Genomic DNA, 15000 nt, shown 5'->3' on the forward strand with positions numbered 1-15000 from the left:
ATGCGTGTTGACGGCAGCTTGGCGGCAGGGGTCGGCTCCGGCCGTGGCGGCAACGGCGACGACGGCCGCGAGACTGCGGGTGCCGAGATCGCGGGGGCCTGGCAGCGGGTGAAGCGCCGCCTGCGGGCGGAACTCGGCGAGGACGTGTTCGCGAGCTGGTTCGCCCGGCTCGAACTGCAGGACGTCTCCGGCGGCGTCGCCCGCCTCACCGTCCCGACCCGGTTCCTCAAGAGCTGGATCGAGTCGCACTACCTCGACCGGGTGCTCGCCACCTTCCGCAGCGAGGCGGACGGCATCGAGAGCCTCGAGGTCGGGGTGCGCGGCGCGATGGCGCCGGCCCGGCCCGGCGCGGCCGCGGTGCAGAAGCCCGCCGCCAGCCCGCGTCCGGTCGCGTCCCCCGGCCCGGCGGCCGAGATGCCCGAGCCCGAGCGCGCCGCCCGCGGGCCCGCCCCCGAGGGCGATCTCGGCGGCGCCCCCCTCGACGCGCGCCTGACCTTCGAGAGCTTCGTGGTCGGCCGCTCGAATGCGCTCGCGCACGCCGCCGCCGAGCGGGTCGCCCGGCACGACGGGGGCCCCGCCCTCTACAACCCGCTCTACTTCCATGCCGGCGTGGGCTTGGGGAAAACCCACCTCCTCCACGGCATCGGCCACGCGGTGAAGAATGCCGGCCGGCGGGTGATCTACCTCACCGCCGACCGCTTCATGTACGGCTTCGTCAACGCGCTGAAGACCCAGAGCGCGCTGGCCTTCAAGGAGAAGCTGCGGGCGATCGACGTCCTGATCCTCGACGACGTGCAGTTCATCCAGGGCCGCTCGATCCAGGCCGAGTTCGGCCACACCCTCAACGCGCTCATCGATGCCGGGCGCCAGGTGGTGGTGGCGGCCGACCGGCCGCCGACGGAGCTCGAAGCCCTCGACGAGCGGGTGCGCTCGCGCCTCGCCGGCGGCCTGGTGGTCGAGATCGGCACCCTCGACGAGGCCCTGCGCGCCTCGATCCTGCAATCGCGCCTGGAAGCCGTGCGGGCGTCGCACCCGGCCTTCGAGGTGGGTCCTGCGGTCGCCGAGTACGTCGCCAAGGCGATCACCGCCAACGGCCGCGACCTCGAAGGCGCGGTCAACCGGCTGCTCGCCCACGCGACGCTCACCGGCGCGCCGGTGACCCTCGACACCGCCGAGACGGCGATCCGCGACCTCGTGAAGAACCGCGAGCCGAAGCGGGTGAAGATCGAGGACATCCAGAAGCTGGTGGCGAGCCGCTACAACGTCTCGCGCTCCGACATCCTCTCCGAGCGCCGCACCGCCGCGGTGGTCAAGCCGCGCCAGATCGCCATGTACCTCTCGAAGGTGCTGACGCTGCGCTCCCTGCCGGAGATCGGCCGGCGCTTCGGCGGGCGCGACCACACCACGGTCCTGCACGCGGTGCGCAAGATCGAGAAGGCGATCGGCGAGGACACGGCGCTCTGCGACGAGGTCGAGCTCCTGAAGCGGATGCTCCAGGATTGAGGAGAGCGGGGGCCCGTCCGGGCCCCCGGCTTGCCTTCGGGGAGCGCCTTCGCCAAAATTCCCGTCCCGTGCACGCACGGGGCAACGATTGCGGTTGCCGGCCTTGAACGGTCGGTCGTTCGAGACACGGATCACCCTGATGAAAGTCACCGTCGAGCGCGCGGCCCTTCTTCGGTCGCTCGGCCACGTGCACCGCGTCGTGGAGCGGCGCAACACGATCCCGATCCTGTCGAACGTGCTGCTGCGCTCCGGGCCGGACGGCCTCCAGCTGAAGGCCACCGACCTCGACATCGAGGTCACCGAGACGATTCCCGCCGACGTGGTCGACGGCGGCGCCATCACGGTGCCGGCCCACGTCATCTACGACATCGTGCGCAAGCTGCCCGACGGCGCCCAGGTCTCGCTCGAGACCAGCGGCGAGACCGGCCAGATGCTGATCCGCTCGGGCCGCTCGCGCTTCACCCTCGGCGCCCTGCCGGAGGCCGACTTCCCCGATCTCGCCGCCGGCGAGCTGCCGCACCGCTTCGAGCTGCCGGCCGCCGACCTCAAGCGCCTGATCGACAAGACCCAGTTCGCGATCTCGACCGAGGAGACGCGCTACTACCTCAACGGCATCTTCTTCCACACCATCGACGCGGAAGGGTCGCTCAAGCTGCGGGCGGTCGCCACCGACGGCCACCGCCTCGCCCGCGTCCAGATGGAGGCGCCGGAGGGCAGCGGCGGCATGCCTGGCATCATCGTGCCGCGCAAGGCCGTGGCCGAGATCCAGAAGCTCGTCGAGGATGGCGGCGAGACCGTCGGCGTCGAGATCTCGTCCGCCAAGGTGCGGTTCAGCTTCTCGTCGGGCGTCACCCTGATCTCGAAGCTCATCGACGGCACCTTCCCGGACTACGCGCGCGTCATCCCGACCGGCAACGACAAGCGCCTGACGGTCGAGCGCGACCAGTTCGCCAAGGCGGTCGACCGCGTCTCGACGATCTCGTCCGAGCGGGGCCGCGCGGTGAAGCTCGCCATGACCGACGGGCGCCTGTCGCTCTCGGTCAACAACCCGGATTCGGGTTCGGCGACGGAGGAATTGGACGTCGACTACGAATCCGGCCCCCTCGATATCGGCTTCAACGCCCGCTACCTCCTCGACATCACCGCCCAGCTCGACGGCGACACCGCCCTGTTCCGCCTCGCCGATCCGGGTTCCCCGACGGTGATCCAGGACCGGGAGGGCGCGCCGGCCCTCTACGTGCTGATGCCGATGCGGGTGTGAGGCCGGGATTGCGCGCGGCGAGAGTCGCGCGCACATTCATGGCATGTCGAAATCCGTGTCCCTCGATTCCCCTTCCGCATCCCTTCTCGATGCCCTCGTCGGAACCGGCCGGTACGGTTCGGAGAGCGAGGTCGTGGAAGAGGCCCTGCGTCTGCTGAGCAGCCGGGAGGCCCAGATCGCGCGTCTCCGACAGGCCTGGAGCGAAGGTGTGGAGGGCGGCAACTATCAGCCGGCCGAGAGCGTGTTCGCCGAGTTGGAAGAACGCTACAGGAGCCCGGATAGCGAGGCGTGAGGCGCGTCGTCATCTCCGCGCCCGCAGCCAAGGACCTTAGGGATGTCGGCGACTACATTGCGACCGATAGCCCTGTTCGGGCTCGACGATTCGTCGCCGCGCTCAAGGAGCGCTGCCTCAGCCTCGCGTTCCATCCGTTCCGCGGCAAACCCGCTCCTGAGATCGGCCTTGACGTGCGTATGCTGGTCGCGGGCAACTACCTGATCCTGTACCGCATCCAGACCGAGATCGTGATGATCGATCGCATCATCCACGGCGCACGCGACATGGCGGGCCTCGACGACGACCTGTGATATGGCCCGGGAATGACCGAGCCCGACCCCTTGCGCGTCACCCGCCTGATCGCCCGCGACTTCCGCAACCACGCCGATCTCGACCTCGCGGTCGGTCGCCGCTTCGTCGCGCTGGTGGGGGAGAACGGGGCCGGCAAGACCAACATCCTGGAGGCCCTGTCGCTGTTCGCCCCGGGCCGGGGCCTGCGCCGGGCCGATTTCTCGGCGATGGCGCGGGAAGCGGGTGCCGGCGGGTTCGCGGTGTCGCTGACCCTGGAGGGACCGAACGGCGACCACCGCATCGGCACCGCCTGGGAGCCGCCGCGGGGGCGCGAGGAGCGCGGCGGGCGGCTCTGCCGCATCGACGGCGCCACCGTGCCCTCGCCCACCGCCTTCGCCGAGCAGCTGCGGGTGGTCTGGCTCACCCCCGATCTCGACGCGCTGTTCCGCGGGCCCGCCGGCGACCGGCGCCGCTTCCTCGACCGGCTGGTGCTGGCCGTCGATGCCGGCCACGGCGCCCGGGTCAACGCCATGGAGCGGGCGCTGCGCTCGCGCAACCGCCTGCTGGAGGAGCGACCCGACGACGGGCCGTGGCTCGACGCCGTCGAGCGCGAGGTGGCCGAGCTCGCCGTCGCGGTGGCGCTGGCCCGCCGCGAGACGGTGGAGCGCCTCGACAGCCTGATCCTCGCGACCCGCGACGAGGCCTCGCCCTTCCCCTGGGCCGGGGTGCGGCTCGAGGGCGACATCGACGACCTCGTGGCGGTCTGGCCGGCGGTCGATGCCGAGGACCGCTACCGCGCGACGTTGCGCCAGAACCGCTTTCGCGACCGCGCCGCCGGCCGGACGCTGGCCGGCCCGCAGGCCTCCGACCTCGTGGTGCGCCACGGCCCCAAGGACGTGCCCGCCGCTACCGCCTCGACCGGCGAGCAGAAGGCGCTGCTGATCGGCCTCGTGCTGGCGCATGCCCGCCTCGTCACCGGCATGAGCGGGCTGCCTCCCCTGGTGCTCCTCGACGAGGTCGCGGCCCATCTCGATCCCCGCCGCCGCGCCGGCCTGTTCGATGCGCTCGAAGCCCTGCCGGGACAGGTCTGGATGACCGGGGCCGATCCGGTGCTGTTCGGGGAACTGGGCGGGCGGGCGGACATGGTGCAGGTGGCGGAGGGGAGCGTGCGCGCCTGAACGGCCTCAGAGCGTCGGCGGCAGCGTCGTGCGGCTGAAATCGTTGCCGACGAACAGGATCGGCAGGCCGCGGACGGCCGCGCACGCATAGGAGAAGCAGTCGCCGAGATTGAGCCGCGCGGGATGGCCCTGCCCTTTGCCGTAGCGGGCGTAAGCCAAGAGGGCGCCGTTGACCTCGGCCTCTGCGACGGCAACGAGCCCGATGCGGCTGATCGCCATGAACCCCCTCACCTGCCGTTCGGCATCCTCGACGGACAGGCCAGCCTCGCGGCTGATCGCCGTGACGGCTTCGAAGACCGCGAGGGTCGAAGTGACCGGATCCTGCGCATCATCGATCTGATTGGTCAGATCGGTCGCCCCGGTCTCCTTGAGCAGGATCGCGACGATCGCCGAGGCATCGACGAACATCACGGTTCGCCGTTCAGATCGTCGAAGAAGGCCTTGTCCGCCTTCAGCCCGGTGCGGGGGAACGACGCGATATAATCTTGGATCGGCTTGATGCGCTCGACGAGCGGAACGGATTCCTCGCGGCGGGCGATCTCAGCAGCCAGCGCCAGGCGGACCGCTTCCGTCTTGCTCACGCCGGCCATCATCGCCAATTTGTCGGCCAGCTGATTCACCTCCTGGCTGCGGATGTTGAGCGACATGGGACGCGATCCTGTGTAGACACCGTCGCTAGCATGTCTACACGCCTCGCGCTCCGTCGCAAGGCCGCGCAGAGCGATCGAACCCCCATGACAGACCGCCTCGACGAGGCCCGCGCCGCCTTGAGAAAAACCTTCGGCTACGAGGATTTCCGTCCCGGCCAGGCCGAGGTGATCGGTGCCGTGCTCGACGGGCGCGACGTCTTCGCGGTGATGCCGACGGGCTCGGGCAAGTCGATGACCTACCAGCTCCCCGCCCTGGTGGAGCAGTCGCTGACCGTCGTCGTCTCGCCGCTGATCGCCTTGATGCACGATCAGGTGAAGCAGATGGAGGCCTTCGGCGTCGCGGCCGGCACCCTCAACTCGACGGTGTCGGAATCGAGCGCCCGGGAGACCTGGCGCGGCATCCGCCAGGGGACCCTGCGCCTGCTCTTCGTTTCGCCCGAGCGGCTCCTGATGGAGGGACTGATCGAGGCGCTCCAGGGGGCCGGCGTGCGGCGGCTGGCCGTCGACGAGGCGCATTGCGTCTCGCAATGGGGGCACGACTTCCGGCCCGAATACCGCGACCTCGCGCGCGCCCGCGAGGCGCTCGGCGACGTGCAGACCGTGGCGCTGACCGCGACCGCCGACGCCGCGACCCGGGCCGACATCTCCGAGCGGCTGTTTCCCCGCGGCCGCAAGCCCGAGCTGTTCGTCCACTCCTTCGACCGGCCGAACATCCGCCTGACCTTCGCGCCGAAGGAGCACCCGACGCGCCAGCTCTCGCGCTTCCTGCGCCCGCGCAAGGCCGAGAGCGGCATCATCTACTGCTCGTCGCGAAAGCGCACCGAGCAGATCGCCGAGATCCTGCAAGCCGACGGCTTCAACGCGCTCGCCTACCATGCCGGCCTGGAGCAGACCGTGCGGATGCGCAACCAGGACACCTTCCTGCAGGAGGACGGCGTCGTGGTGGTGGCGACCATCGCCTTCGGCATGGGCATCAACAAGCCGGACGTGCGCTACGTCTGCCACGCCGACATGCCCTCGACGATCGAGAGCTACTACCAGGAGATTGGCCGCGCCGGCCGCGACGGGCTGCCGGCCGACACGCTCACGCTCTACGGCCTCGACGACATGGCGCTCCGCCGCCGCCAGATCGACGAGAAGGAGGTGCCCGACGACCGCCGCCGGGTCGAGCGGCGCAAGCTCGAGGCGATGATCGCTCTGTGCGAGGGCGCGACCTGCCGGCGCCAGTCGCTGCTCGGCTATTTCGGCGAGCAGAGCCAGCCGTGCGGCCGCTGCGACCTGTGCCGCGGCGGCGTCTCGCTCATCGACGGCACGGTGGCGGCCCAGAAGGTGCTCTCGGCGGTGGTGCGCACCGGCCAGCGCTTCGGCGCGGCCTATATCTGCGACCTCGTCCACGGCAAGGAGAGCGAGCAGATCCGCCGCAACGGCCACGTCCAGCTCAAGACCTTCGGGGTCGGCTCCGACAAGCCGGTGGCGGCCTGGCGGGCGATCCTGCGCCAGCTCTTCGCGGCGGGCGCGGTGGCGGAGAACGGCGACGGCTACGGCGGCCTCTCCCTCACCGACAAGGGCGAGGCGATCCTGTTCGGCCGCGAGCCGGTGAGCTTACGCCCCGACCCCGAGCCGAAAGCCCCGAAGGAGCGCCGCCGCGCGACGCAGGACGACGACACGCTCGGCCTGTCCGACACCGACGAGGCCCTGTTCCAGCACCTGCGGGGCCTGCGCGCCACGCTCGCCCGCCAGGAGGGCGTGGCCGCCTACATGATCTTCCCCGACCGCACCCTGATCGAGATGGCGCGCGCCAAACCCGTCGATCTCTGGGCCCTGCGCTCGATCCACGGCGTCGGCGAGCGCAAGCGCGACGCCTACGGGCAGCCCTTCGTCGAGGCGGTGGCGGAGTTCTTGGCGGACGCGAAGAGAGCGGGGTGACCGGGGCTCCCCACGGAAAACCCCTCGAGCCGCGTTTCCGCACGTCGCATCAATCCGACAGGGTTTGGCACAGAGCCTCCATGGGGGAGGTCGATGCGTTTCGTGGTTGGCGGCTTCTCCTGTCGGCAAACACATGTTTTCCGTACAGCCGAGCCTGAGATGCGGAATGACCGCATGGGGTTGGTTAGTAGTCGTTCGTTGATCGCAGGACGAGCCTCTGGAATGAGGTGGTCACGCGTCGGCCATCGATCTGTACGGCCCCACATGCGTCACGGGCGAGCGTGTTCACGCAACCAGCACACCATGACCGCAGCCAATGCGGCCGGCTGTTCGATCGGGATCATGTGCCCCGACCCCTCGATGAGGGTGAGCGTAGCTCCTCTGATCCCCTCCCGCAGCTCGTGAGCTTCTTTCTGGCTGCGCAGGGCATCGTGATCCGCCGCAATGACGAGCGTCGGGCATTGGATCGCGGCCAGCTGTTCAAGGTCGCTGGCCCGCTCCGGTGTCGCGTGGCGCACGAACACTTCGCCGCCGACCCGCTCGCTCATGGCTCGCACGCGCTCGACCATGGCCGCGTCGCCGGCGCGGTCGGGGTGCAGGGAGCTCAGCACCGCGCCGCGGCTCAGCCCGGTGAAGTGGGCCGGGTTCACGGTGTTCACGGCGAACGCCTTGCGCCTCTTCTGCGCTGGCGTGTCGGCCCGGGCCGAGGTCGCCACCAGCACGAGAGCCTGCACCCGCTCCGGGGCAAGACGCGCGACCTCACGGGCGACGTAGCCGCCCATCGAGAAGCCGACGACAGCAAAGCGCGCCGGAGCCGCCGCCAGGACGTCGTGCGCCATCTCACCGATGGAGGCGACACGGCTGAGATCGGCGTGAGCGATCGGTCCGAGAGCCTGAAGATCCGGCAGCAGATCGTCCCAGAGCGTGGCATCGGCCATGAAGCCGGGAATGAGAACGATGGGGAGCCTCATAGCGCATGTCCGGGGGTGGACGGCGCTGCCGCCTTGAGGCCATGACCGTGCGTGGTCGTCGCGATCCTGGGCAGCACCCTCAGGACGCTGATCCCGCTGCCGAGCGCGCCCATGGCGGCACCGATCCAGATGGCCGCGTCGATCCCCCGTTCCGGCGAGACGGACAGGCAGATCGCCACGGCCGCGGCGCCGAGCGATTGCCCGATCAGGCGCGACGCGGCGAGGATGCCGCTGGCGCCGCCGCTCCGCTCCCGCGGCGCACTGCTCATGATCGCCCGCATGTTGGGTGACTGGAAGAAGCTGAACCCCACGCCGCAGAGCATCAGCCGCCACGCGATGTCGAGGACGCTGGGCTGGGCCGGCAGCAAGGCCAGGGCGACGAGCCCGAGGGTGACGATGCCTAGACCCATCGTACCCAGGAGGCCGGGCTGGATGCGGTCGCTCAGGGGCGCCGCGACCATCGTCATCAGGACGAGGGTGGCCGGCCAGGGGGTGATCAGGAAGCCGGCTTCGACCTGACTGTAGCCGAGCCGGAAGTGCAGCAGGAAGGGCAGCACCACGAAGGCCAGACCCTGGATCGTGAAGGCGCAGATCGAGGTGGCCGACGACAGCGCGAACACGGGGATGCGGAACAGATCGACGGCGAGGATCGGCGCCGGGTGGCCGGCCTCGCGCCGCAGGAGCCCGTAGCCGCAGGCGGCCGAAGCCCCTAGAGCGAGCGCGACCGGCTGCCAGCCAGCCTGGTGAGAGATGCCGGCGATCCCGAACAGCAGCGAGGCGAACAGACCCGCACAGAGCGCCGCCGACAAGCCGTCGAAGGGCCGCACGTTGCGTTCCGTAGCCGGCAGAGCGCGCAGGGCCAGCGCGACGGTCGCGAGGGCCAGGGGCACGTTCATCAGGAACAGCCAAGGCCAGCTCAGGACCGAGAGGATTGCGGAGGCAACCGTCGGCCCGACCGAGAACGCGACACCGACCACCAGCGCATAGAACCCGAGGCCGCGTCCGAGCTGGGACGGGGGATAGAGCGTGCGGATCAGGGCGGGAGTCGTGGCCGAGACCGCCGCCGCGCCAATGCCGACGACGGCCCGTGCGCAGGTCAGCGCTGGCAGCGAGGCAGCGAACCCGCAGGCCAGCGAGCCGAGCGCGAACACCAGCAGCCCGGCGAAGAAGATGCGGCGATGCCCGTGGATCTCGCCCAGTGCCGCCAGGGGCAGCAGCGCGGCGACGACCGCCCCATAGTAGCCGTTGACGATCCAGATCGTGCTCGCCGCACTGGCGCCGATGCCAGTTGCGACCGCCGGCAGGGCCGTACTGGTCAGCGAGATATCCAGCGTGACGATCGTCACGCCGAGCTGCACCGCGAGCAGCGCGGGGAACGAGATCCGTTCCGCAGGGGTGGGTCGGGTGGGGTTGGTTGCCTTCATGATGGAGCCAGAATACCGCCGGGAACCAACCAGGAAAAATTCTTAAAACTCGTGTTTTTGATGAGGTTTTCTCATAAGACTGGGTCCATGTCGCTGCGTGCCCTCCGTACCTTGCAAGCCATCGTCCGGCATGGGTCGTTCGCCCGGGCCGGTGAGGCGATCGGGCTGACGCAATCCGCCGTGAGCCTGCAGGTGAAGGCGCTCGAGGAGGAGTTCGCCGTTCAGCTCTTCGACCGGTCGCACCGGCGACCAGCGCTCACCGAAGCGGGCAAGATCGTGCTCGCCAAGGCCGAAGAGGTGCTGGCGCTCTACGATCAGATCCCCGAGGCGTTGAGCGATGAGCGTTCGCTGGTCGGCCGTCTCAAGGTCGGCGCCATGCCCAGTGTGCTGTCGGGCCTCCTCCCGGACGCGCTGGTGGCACTCTACCGCGCCCACCCCCGCATCCGTGTCCACGTCGCCTACGGCCTGTCCGGCGAGCTGGCGCACCAGATCGCCGCCGGCGAGCTGGATGTTGCCGTCACGCTCGAGCCCACTCGGCCGCATCCAGCGAACCTGTTCTGGACACCGCTCTACGAGGATCGTTTCTGGCTGATCGCCCCTGCCGAGCTCGGCCGGCAGGATCCCCGCAAGCTGCTGGCCGAGCAACCATTCATCCGCCTGGACAGCCGGGCGTGGTCGGGTCGGCCGATTGATCACGAGCTGCGCCGGCTTCGGGTAAGCGTGCGTGAGGAGATGGTGCTGGGCAGCCCGGAGACCATCATCAAGATGGTCCAGAAGGGGCTGGGGATCTCCATCATCTCGATGTCCGACGAGTTGCGCGCCGAACTGCCGATCATCTGCTTGCCGTTCGGTGAGCCGCAGCTGACGCGGCGTATCGGCCTACTCGAACGTCAGAACCGCAGCGGCGGGCGGCTGGTGGCCGCGTTGGCGAAAGCTATTGCGGAGGCTACACGGCAGCACGTCGATTAAGCAATGCGCGCCAAATCCCGCCCTAAAATTATGGCGAAAGAGGCGCTTTCTGAATGATCTTAGTCATATCCTGATGAAAGCTTGATTGTCCGAGTGATGTCGAAATTAGTTCCCTGCAGCGTCCGTCAGGGTGCAGCCGGTATGCTTAGCCAAGTATCCTGGATGTACGGAAAACACCTGTTTTCCGTCCATTCGAGCGTGAAATGCGAAACGGACGTACGGAGTCAAAAGCCGCCGCTCCCGTAGCCGACCGGATCGACGCAGAGTCGCAGGCCCTCTCCTGGACAGGACAGGAAAACAGCGTTCGCCTCACAGCTGTCGGGGTGGCTTGATCGCCATCGTTGGCTGCCCCCGCCGCGCCCGAAAATCCCGCAGGGTCGCGCTCAGGCGGCCACGAAGCGCTGCCTCCGATAAAGGCTCGGCCACGACGAGGCTTGCCACGACCTCGGGATGCTTGAGCCGTTGGCGCGGTGTGCGGGGGTGGTTCGCCACCCGCAGCTGTCCCTCGGCCCCAGGCAGACTGAAATAAAAACTCTCGCCGCGGGTCCCCTGGCCGACCTCGACGAATCCTTCGGCGACGAGCAGCGCCCGGGCGCGATCGATCGCCGCCGCCGGCGTCACGGCCGCCAGCCCGGTGCCTCGTCCTCCGCCTCGCCGTCCCCGGCCTCGCGATATGGCCCGTCGGTCGCCTCGGCGCCGCGATAGCCGGTCGCCAGCACGTAGAGCTCGCTCGAATCGGCCCGGCTCGCCGCCGGCTTGACGTGGCGTACGTTCGAGAAATCGCGCTTGAGGTCGGTGAGCAGGCCGCCCTCGGTCCCGCCCTGGAGCACCTTGGCGAGGTAGGTGCCGCCCGGCGCCAGGATCTCGCGGGCAAAGGCCAGCGCCGTCTCGGCGAGCCCCATGATCCGCAGGTGGTCGGTCTTCTTGTGGCCGGTGGCGTTGGCGGCCATGTCCGACATCACGACGTCGGCCGGCCCGCCCAGCATCTCGGTGAGCAGCCCCGGCGCAGTCGGATCGAGGAAGTCGAGGGTGACGAAATCGACGCCCGGCATCGGCTCGATCTCCAGGAGGTCGATGCCGACCACCCGGCCCCGCGGCGCCGGCGCACCCGGATGGCTGCCGACCTTCGCGGCGGCGACCTGCGACCAGCCGCCCGGCGCGGCGCCCAGATCGACCACCCGCTGGCCCGGCCGCAGCAGCCGGAAGCGGTCGTCGATCTCCATCAGCTTGAAGGCGGCCCGCGAGCGGTAGCCCTCGCGCTTGGCGCGGGCCACGTAGGGGTCGTTGAGCTGGCGCTCGAGCCAGAGCTTGGAGGAGACCGTGCGCCCGCGCCCGGTCTTCACCCGCTGCTTCAGGTCTCCCCGGACGCCGCCGCCGCGACGATCGCTCATATGCCTTGACCTTCGATGATCGAAAAACCTTCAAGGCCAATGACGCCCCGGGCGCGCGGGCGCAAGCCCGGGGAGCCGCATCAGCCCGGCCGCACGCCCCGGCGCCAGACCCCGTCCTCGCGCATCATGTTCATCAGCAGGCCCTCGCGCAGGCCGCGATCGGCGATGCGCAGGCGCTCGGACGGGAAGGCGCGGCGGATCGCCTCCAGGATGGCGCAGCCGGCGAGCACCAGGTCGGCCCGGTCGCGGCCGATGCACGGGTTCTGCGCCCGGTCCGACAGGCGGGTCGCGAGCAGGCCGTCGATCGCGTCCGTGACCTCGCGGTCGCGCATCCACAGGCCGTCGATCCGCCGCCGGTCGTAGCGGGGCAGGCGCAGGTGGGTGGCGGCGAGCGTCGTCACCGTGCCGGAGGTGCCGAGCAGGTGGAAGTTCGGCGCGTGGGCGGCGGCGCCTGCGATCAGCGCGAACTTGGTCAGGCGGTCGGCGACCTCCTCGACCATGCCCTCGAAGACCGGGCGGGTGACGTCGGCCCCGCCGTAGCGCTCGGCCAGGGTGACGACGCCCACGGGAAGCGAATCCCAGGCGCGGATGCGCAAGGTCGGGTCGGCGCTGCGGGCGAGCGCGGCGGAGCCGTCGAGCCAGACGATCTCGGTCGAGCCGCCGCCGATGTCGAAGATCACCACCGATTCGGCGTGCCGGTCGGCCAGCGCGGCGCACCCGGTCACCGCGAGGTAGGCTTCTGTCCGCCGGTCCACCACCTCGAGGTCGAGGCCGACCTCGCGGTGCACCCGCTCGACGAAGGCCGGGCCGTTCACCGCGAGCCGGCAGGCCGCGGTGGCGATCGACTTCGCCCGTACCACCCCGCGGGAGCGCATCTTGCCCAGGCAGACCGCGAGCGCGTCCACGGTGCGGTCGATGGCGTCGTCGCTCAGGCGGTCGGTGGTCCCCAGGCCCTCGCCGAGGCGCACGATGCGCGAGAACGCGTCGATCACCCGGAACCCGTACGGGGCCGGCTCGGCGATCAGGAGCCGGCAATTGTTGGTGCCGAGGTCGAGCGCCGCATAGGCGCGCCGCTCCTGCCGGCGTGAAGCATCATCCCCCGCCGGGCGTGGCGGAGGCGCGGTCGCGCGCGCTGTCTCGGCATACTCCGCGGCGCGCGCCGGCACGGAGACGGCCGTCTCATCCCTCATCGGCGATGCCGACATCCTTCACGTTCGCACCCTCGCGGGGCGACAAGTCCATCACATGATGGGAAGCTTACGTGTCTCCGGGCGGAACGCAAAGCAGCGATCGTGCCGCGCCGGGCGCCATCTCCCGTGAAGATTCGGACGCGGTCGACCGGGTTGCGATCGATCGACCGTCGGCGCGTCGCCGGTCAGTCGACCGCCGAGCCGGTGAGTTCGGCCCGCGTGAAGCGCTGCTGCTCCTCCATCACCAGCCCGGCGAGCTCGCGCTTCAACGCGTTGAACTCGGTCGAGGCGGTGTCGCGCGGGCGGGGGAGCGGCACGATCAGGTCGCGCTTCATCCGGCCCGGGCGGTAGGTGAGCACGACGATGCGGTCGGCGAGGTAGATCGCCTCCTCGATCGAGTGCGTCACGAACACGATGGTCTTGCGGTACTCGGCCCAGATCCGCAGCAGTTCGTCCTGGAGGGTACGCCGGGTCAGCGCGTCGAGGGCGCCGAACGGCTCGTCCATCAGCATCACCGGCGGATCGAGGGCCAGGATGCGGGCGATGGCGACGCGCTGGCGCATGCCGCCCGACAGCTCCTTCGGGAAGCGCGACAGGAAGTCCGACAGGCCGAGCGTCCCGGCGATGCGGGCGACGATCCCGTCGGCCTCGGGCCGGGCGACGCCCTTGATGTCGAGGCCGAAGCGGATGTTCTGCTCGACCGTCATCCACGGGAACAGCGCGTATTCCTGGAACACCATGCCGCGGTCGGGGCCCGGATCGACGACCGGGCGCCCGGCCATGCGGATCTCGCCCGACGTCAGCGGCGAGAAGCCCGCGATGGCGTTGAGCAGGGTGGACTTGCCGCAGCCCGAGGGCCCGAGCAGGCAGACGAACTGCCCGCTCGGGATCGACGCGGTGACGTTCTCGAGCGCCACCACGGCGCCCGCGCCGGAGCCGAACACCTTCGAGGCGTTCGCGATCGTGATCTCGGCGGCGCCGGGCGCGGCCGGGGCGGGCTCGGGCCGGCGGAGGGTTGCCGTTGCGGTCATGTCAGCGCTCCAGGCCGCGGTGCCAGCGCAGCAGGTGGTCGTTGAAGCGCGACATCGCGCCGTCGATGACGAGGCCGAGGATGCCGATCGTCAGCATCCCGCCGATGATCTTGTCCGACCACATGTATTCGCGCGCCTCGAGGATACGGTAGCCGAGCCCGTCGGAGACCGCGATCATCTCGGCGACGATCACCACGATGAAGGCGGTGCCGATGCCGATCCGCATGCCGGCGAGCACGAAAGGGCTCGCCGCCGGCAGGATCACCCGCCGGAACATCGTCCAGGAATTCGCCCCGAGGTTGCGCGCGGCACGCACGTAGATCGAATCGACCTGGCGCACGCCCGCCACCGTGTTGACGAGGACCGGGAAGAAGGTGCCGAGCGCGATCAGGAACAGGGCCGGCGGGTTGCCGAGGCCGAACCACACGATGGCGAGCGGGATGTAGGCAATCGGCGGGATCGGCCGCAGGATCTGCAGGAGCGGGTTGACGAGGCCGTAGAGCCGGTCGCTCGTGCCCATCAGGAGGCCGACCGGCAGCGCGAGGCCGACGCCGATGGCAAAGCCCGCGACGACGCGGCTCAGGCTCGCCACCGCGTCGTGCGGCAGCTCGCCCGAGAACAGCCAGGCGGTGTAGCTCTGCGTTGCCGGATCGTAGGGCAGGGCCGGCAGGAGGCTGGCGAACCAGCGCACCGCCACCGCGCTCGGCGGCGGCAGAACGACGGCCGAGAACAGGCCGGCCCGGCTGGCGATCTCCCAGAGGATCAGCAGCCCGACCGGCAGCAGGGCGCCGCGGAAGGCGGAGAGGCGGTTCACGTCGGATCCCCGGACCGGCTCAATTGGTCTTCGTGTTCGTCTTGGCGCCGAGCTCGGCCTTCGCCTTCTCGAGCAGGTCGAGCTTGACCCACTCGGCGTCGCCCTTCGGCGGGTTGACCATCTTGCC

17 protein-coding genes (1 of these 17 only partly in view) are annotated in these 15000 nt (G+C 70.0%); 7 read left to right on the plus strand and 10 right to left on the minus strand.

Going from position 1 to position 15000, the window contains the following annotated elements; translation table 11 throughout:
- The 5 genes from dnaA (at position 1) to recF (ending at position 4507) form a co-directional block, all read left to right on the plus strand.
- Positions 1 to 1503 (plus strand): chromosomal replication initiator protein DnaA, encoded by a 1503-nt coding sequence (dnaA, locus tag DK419_RS00005; RefSeq protein WP_109957287.1) that lies wholly within the window; start codon positions 1 to 3, stop codon positions 1501 to 1503.
- 139 nt (positions 1504 to 1642) lie between these two features.
- Positions 1643 to 2764, plus strand: coding sequence for a DNA polymerase III subunit beta (gene dnaN / locus DK419_RS00010; protein WP_048432113.1), 1122 nt, complete (start codon positions 1643 to 1645; stop codon positions 2762 to 2764).
- A 43-nt stretch (positions 2765 to 2807) separates the two neighbouring features.
- The gene (locus DK419_RS00015) at positions 2808 to 3056 is read left to right on the plus strand and encodes a type II toxin-antitoxin system ParD family antitoxin (RefSeq protein WP_109957288.1); all 249 of its coding nucleotides are present in this window, start codon (positions 2808 to 2810) and stop codon (positions 3054 to 3056) included.
- The gene (locus DK419_RS00020) at positions 3053 to 3349 is read left to right on the plus strand and encodes a type II toxin-antitoxin system RelE/ParE family toxin (RefSeq protein ID WP_109957289.1); all 297 of its coding nucleotides are present in this window, start codon (positions 3053 to 3055) and stop codon (positions 3347 to 3349) included. Before DK419_RS00015 ends, DK419_RS00020 begins: the two co-directional genes overlap by 4 nt.
- Positions 3350 to 3361: 12 nt before the next feature.
- Positions 3362 to 4507 carry a DNA replication/repair protein RecF gene (gene recF, locus DK419_RS00025; RefSeq protein ID WP_109957290.1) on the plus strand — a complete coding sequence of 382 codons (1146 nt, stop codon included), beginning with the start codon at positions 3362 to 3364 and terminating at the stop codon, positions 4505 to 4507.
- 6 nt (positions 4508 to 4513) lie between these two features.
- Here recF and DK419_RS00030 read toward each other — a convergent pair whose 3' ends face one another.
- Together DK419_RS00030 and DK419_RS00035 are read right to left on the minus strand one after the other, a co-directional pair.
- Positions 4514 to 4915, minus strand: coding sequence for a type II toxin-antitoxin system VapC family toxin (locus DK419_RS00030; protein WP_109957291.1), 402 nt, complete (start codon positions 4913 to 4915; stop codon positions 4514 to 4516).
- On the minus strand, positions 4915 to 5154 hold the full coding sequence (locus DK419_RS00035; RefSeq protein WP_109957292.1) for a type II toxin-antitoxin system VapB family antitoxin: 240 nt from the start codon (positions 5152 to 5154) through the stop codon (positions 4915 to 4917). Before DK419_RS00035 ends, DK419_RS00030 begins: the two co-directional genes overlap by 1 nt.
- Before the next feature lie 87 nt (positions 5155 to 5241).
- Between DK419_RS00035 and recQ the strand changes: the two genes are divergently transcribed.
- Positions 5242 to 7083, plus strand: a complete 1842-nt coding sequence (gene recQ / locus DK419_RS00040) for a DNA helicase RecQ (protein WP_109957293.1) — start codon at positions 5242 to 5244, stop codon at positions 7081 to 7083.
- Positions 7084 to 7352: 269 nt separating this feature from the next.
- On the opposite strand, the gene DK419_RS00045 is transcribed toward recQ, so the two are convergent.
- Positions 7353 to 8054, minus strand: a complete 702-nt coding sequence (locus DK419_RS00045; RefSeq protein ID WP_109957294.1) for an alpha/beta fold hydrolase — start codon at positions 8052 to 8054, stop codon at positions 7353 to 7355.
- Positions 8051 to 9478 (minus strand): MFS transporter, encoded by a 1428-nt coding sequence (locus DK419_RS00050; protein ID WP_109957295.1) that lies wholly within the window; start codon positions 9476 to 9478, stop codon positions 8051 to 8053. Before DK419_RS00050 ends, DK419_RS00045 begins: the two co-directional genes overlap by 4 nt.
- A gap of 87 nt (positions 9479 to 9565) precedes the next feature.
- Between DK419_RS00050 and DK419_RS00055 the strand changes: the two genes are divergently transcribed.
- On the plus strand, positions 9566 to 10447 hold the full coding sequence (locus DK419_RS00055; protein ID WP_109962025.1) for a LysR family transcriptional regulator: 882 nt from the start codon (positions 9566 to 9568) through the stop codon (positions 10445 to 10447).
- Positions 10448 to 10756: 309 nt separating this feature from the next.
- On the opposite strand, the gene DK419_RS00060 is transcribed toward DK419_RS00055, so the two are convergent.
- The 6 genes from DK419_RS00060 to DK419_RS00085 form a co-directional block, all read right to left on the minus strand.
- Positions 10757 to 11068: a hypothetical protein gene (locus DK419_RS00060; RefSeq protein ID WP_245442767.1), complete on the minus strand. Its 312-nt coding sequence runs from the start codon at positions 11066 to 11068 to the stop codon at positions 10757 to 10759.
- A complete protein-coding gene (locus tag DK419_RS00065; RefSeq protein ID WP_109957296.1) occupies positions 11065 to 11838 on the minus strand; it encodes an RlmE family RNA methyltransferase in 774 nt (257 codons plus the stop codon). Before DK419_RS00065 ends, DK419_RS00060 begins: the two co-directional genes overlap by 4 nt.
- Before the next feature lie 80 nt (positions 11839 to 11918).
- The gene (locus DK419_RS00070) at positions 11919 to 13028 is read right to left on the minus strand and encodes a Ppx/GppA phosphatase family protein (protein WP_109957297.1); all 1110 of its coding nucleotides are present in this window, start codon (positions 13026 to 13028) and stop codon (positions 11919 to 11921) included.
- Between the two features lie 185 nt (positions 13029 to 13213).
- Positions 13214 to 14059, minus strand: coding sequence for an ABC transporter ATP-binding protein (locus tag DK419_RS00075; RefSeq protein ID WP_109957298.1), 846 nt, complete (start codon positions 14057 to 14059; stop codon positions 13214 to 13216).
- A 1-nt stretch (position 14060) separates the two neighbouring features.
- Positions 14061 to 14843: an ABC transporter permease gene (locus tag DK419_RS00080; RefSeq protein ID WP_425352687.1), complete on the minus strand. Its 783-nt coding sequence runs from the start codon at positions 14841 to 14843 to the stop codon at positions 14061 to 14063.
- A gap of 49 nt (positions 14844 to 14892) precedes the next feature.
- Positions 14893 to 15000, minus strand: partial view of an ABC transporter substrate-binding protein gene (locus DK419_RS00085; protein WP_109957300.1) — the 3' portion only. The gene runs 885 nt beyond the window's last position; 108 of the gene's 993 nt are visible here — the last part of the coding sequence; the start codon falls outside the window, past its right edge; its stop codon occupies positions 14893 to 14895.

This window comes from Methylobacterium terrae (assembly GCF_003173755.1).
Classification (GTDB): Bacteria; Pseudomonadota; Alphaproteobacteria; order Rhizobiales; family Beijerinckiaceae; genus Methylobacterium; species Methylobacterium terrae.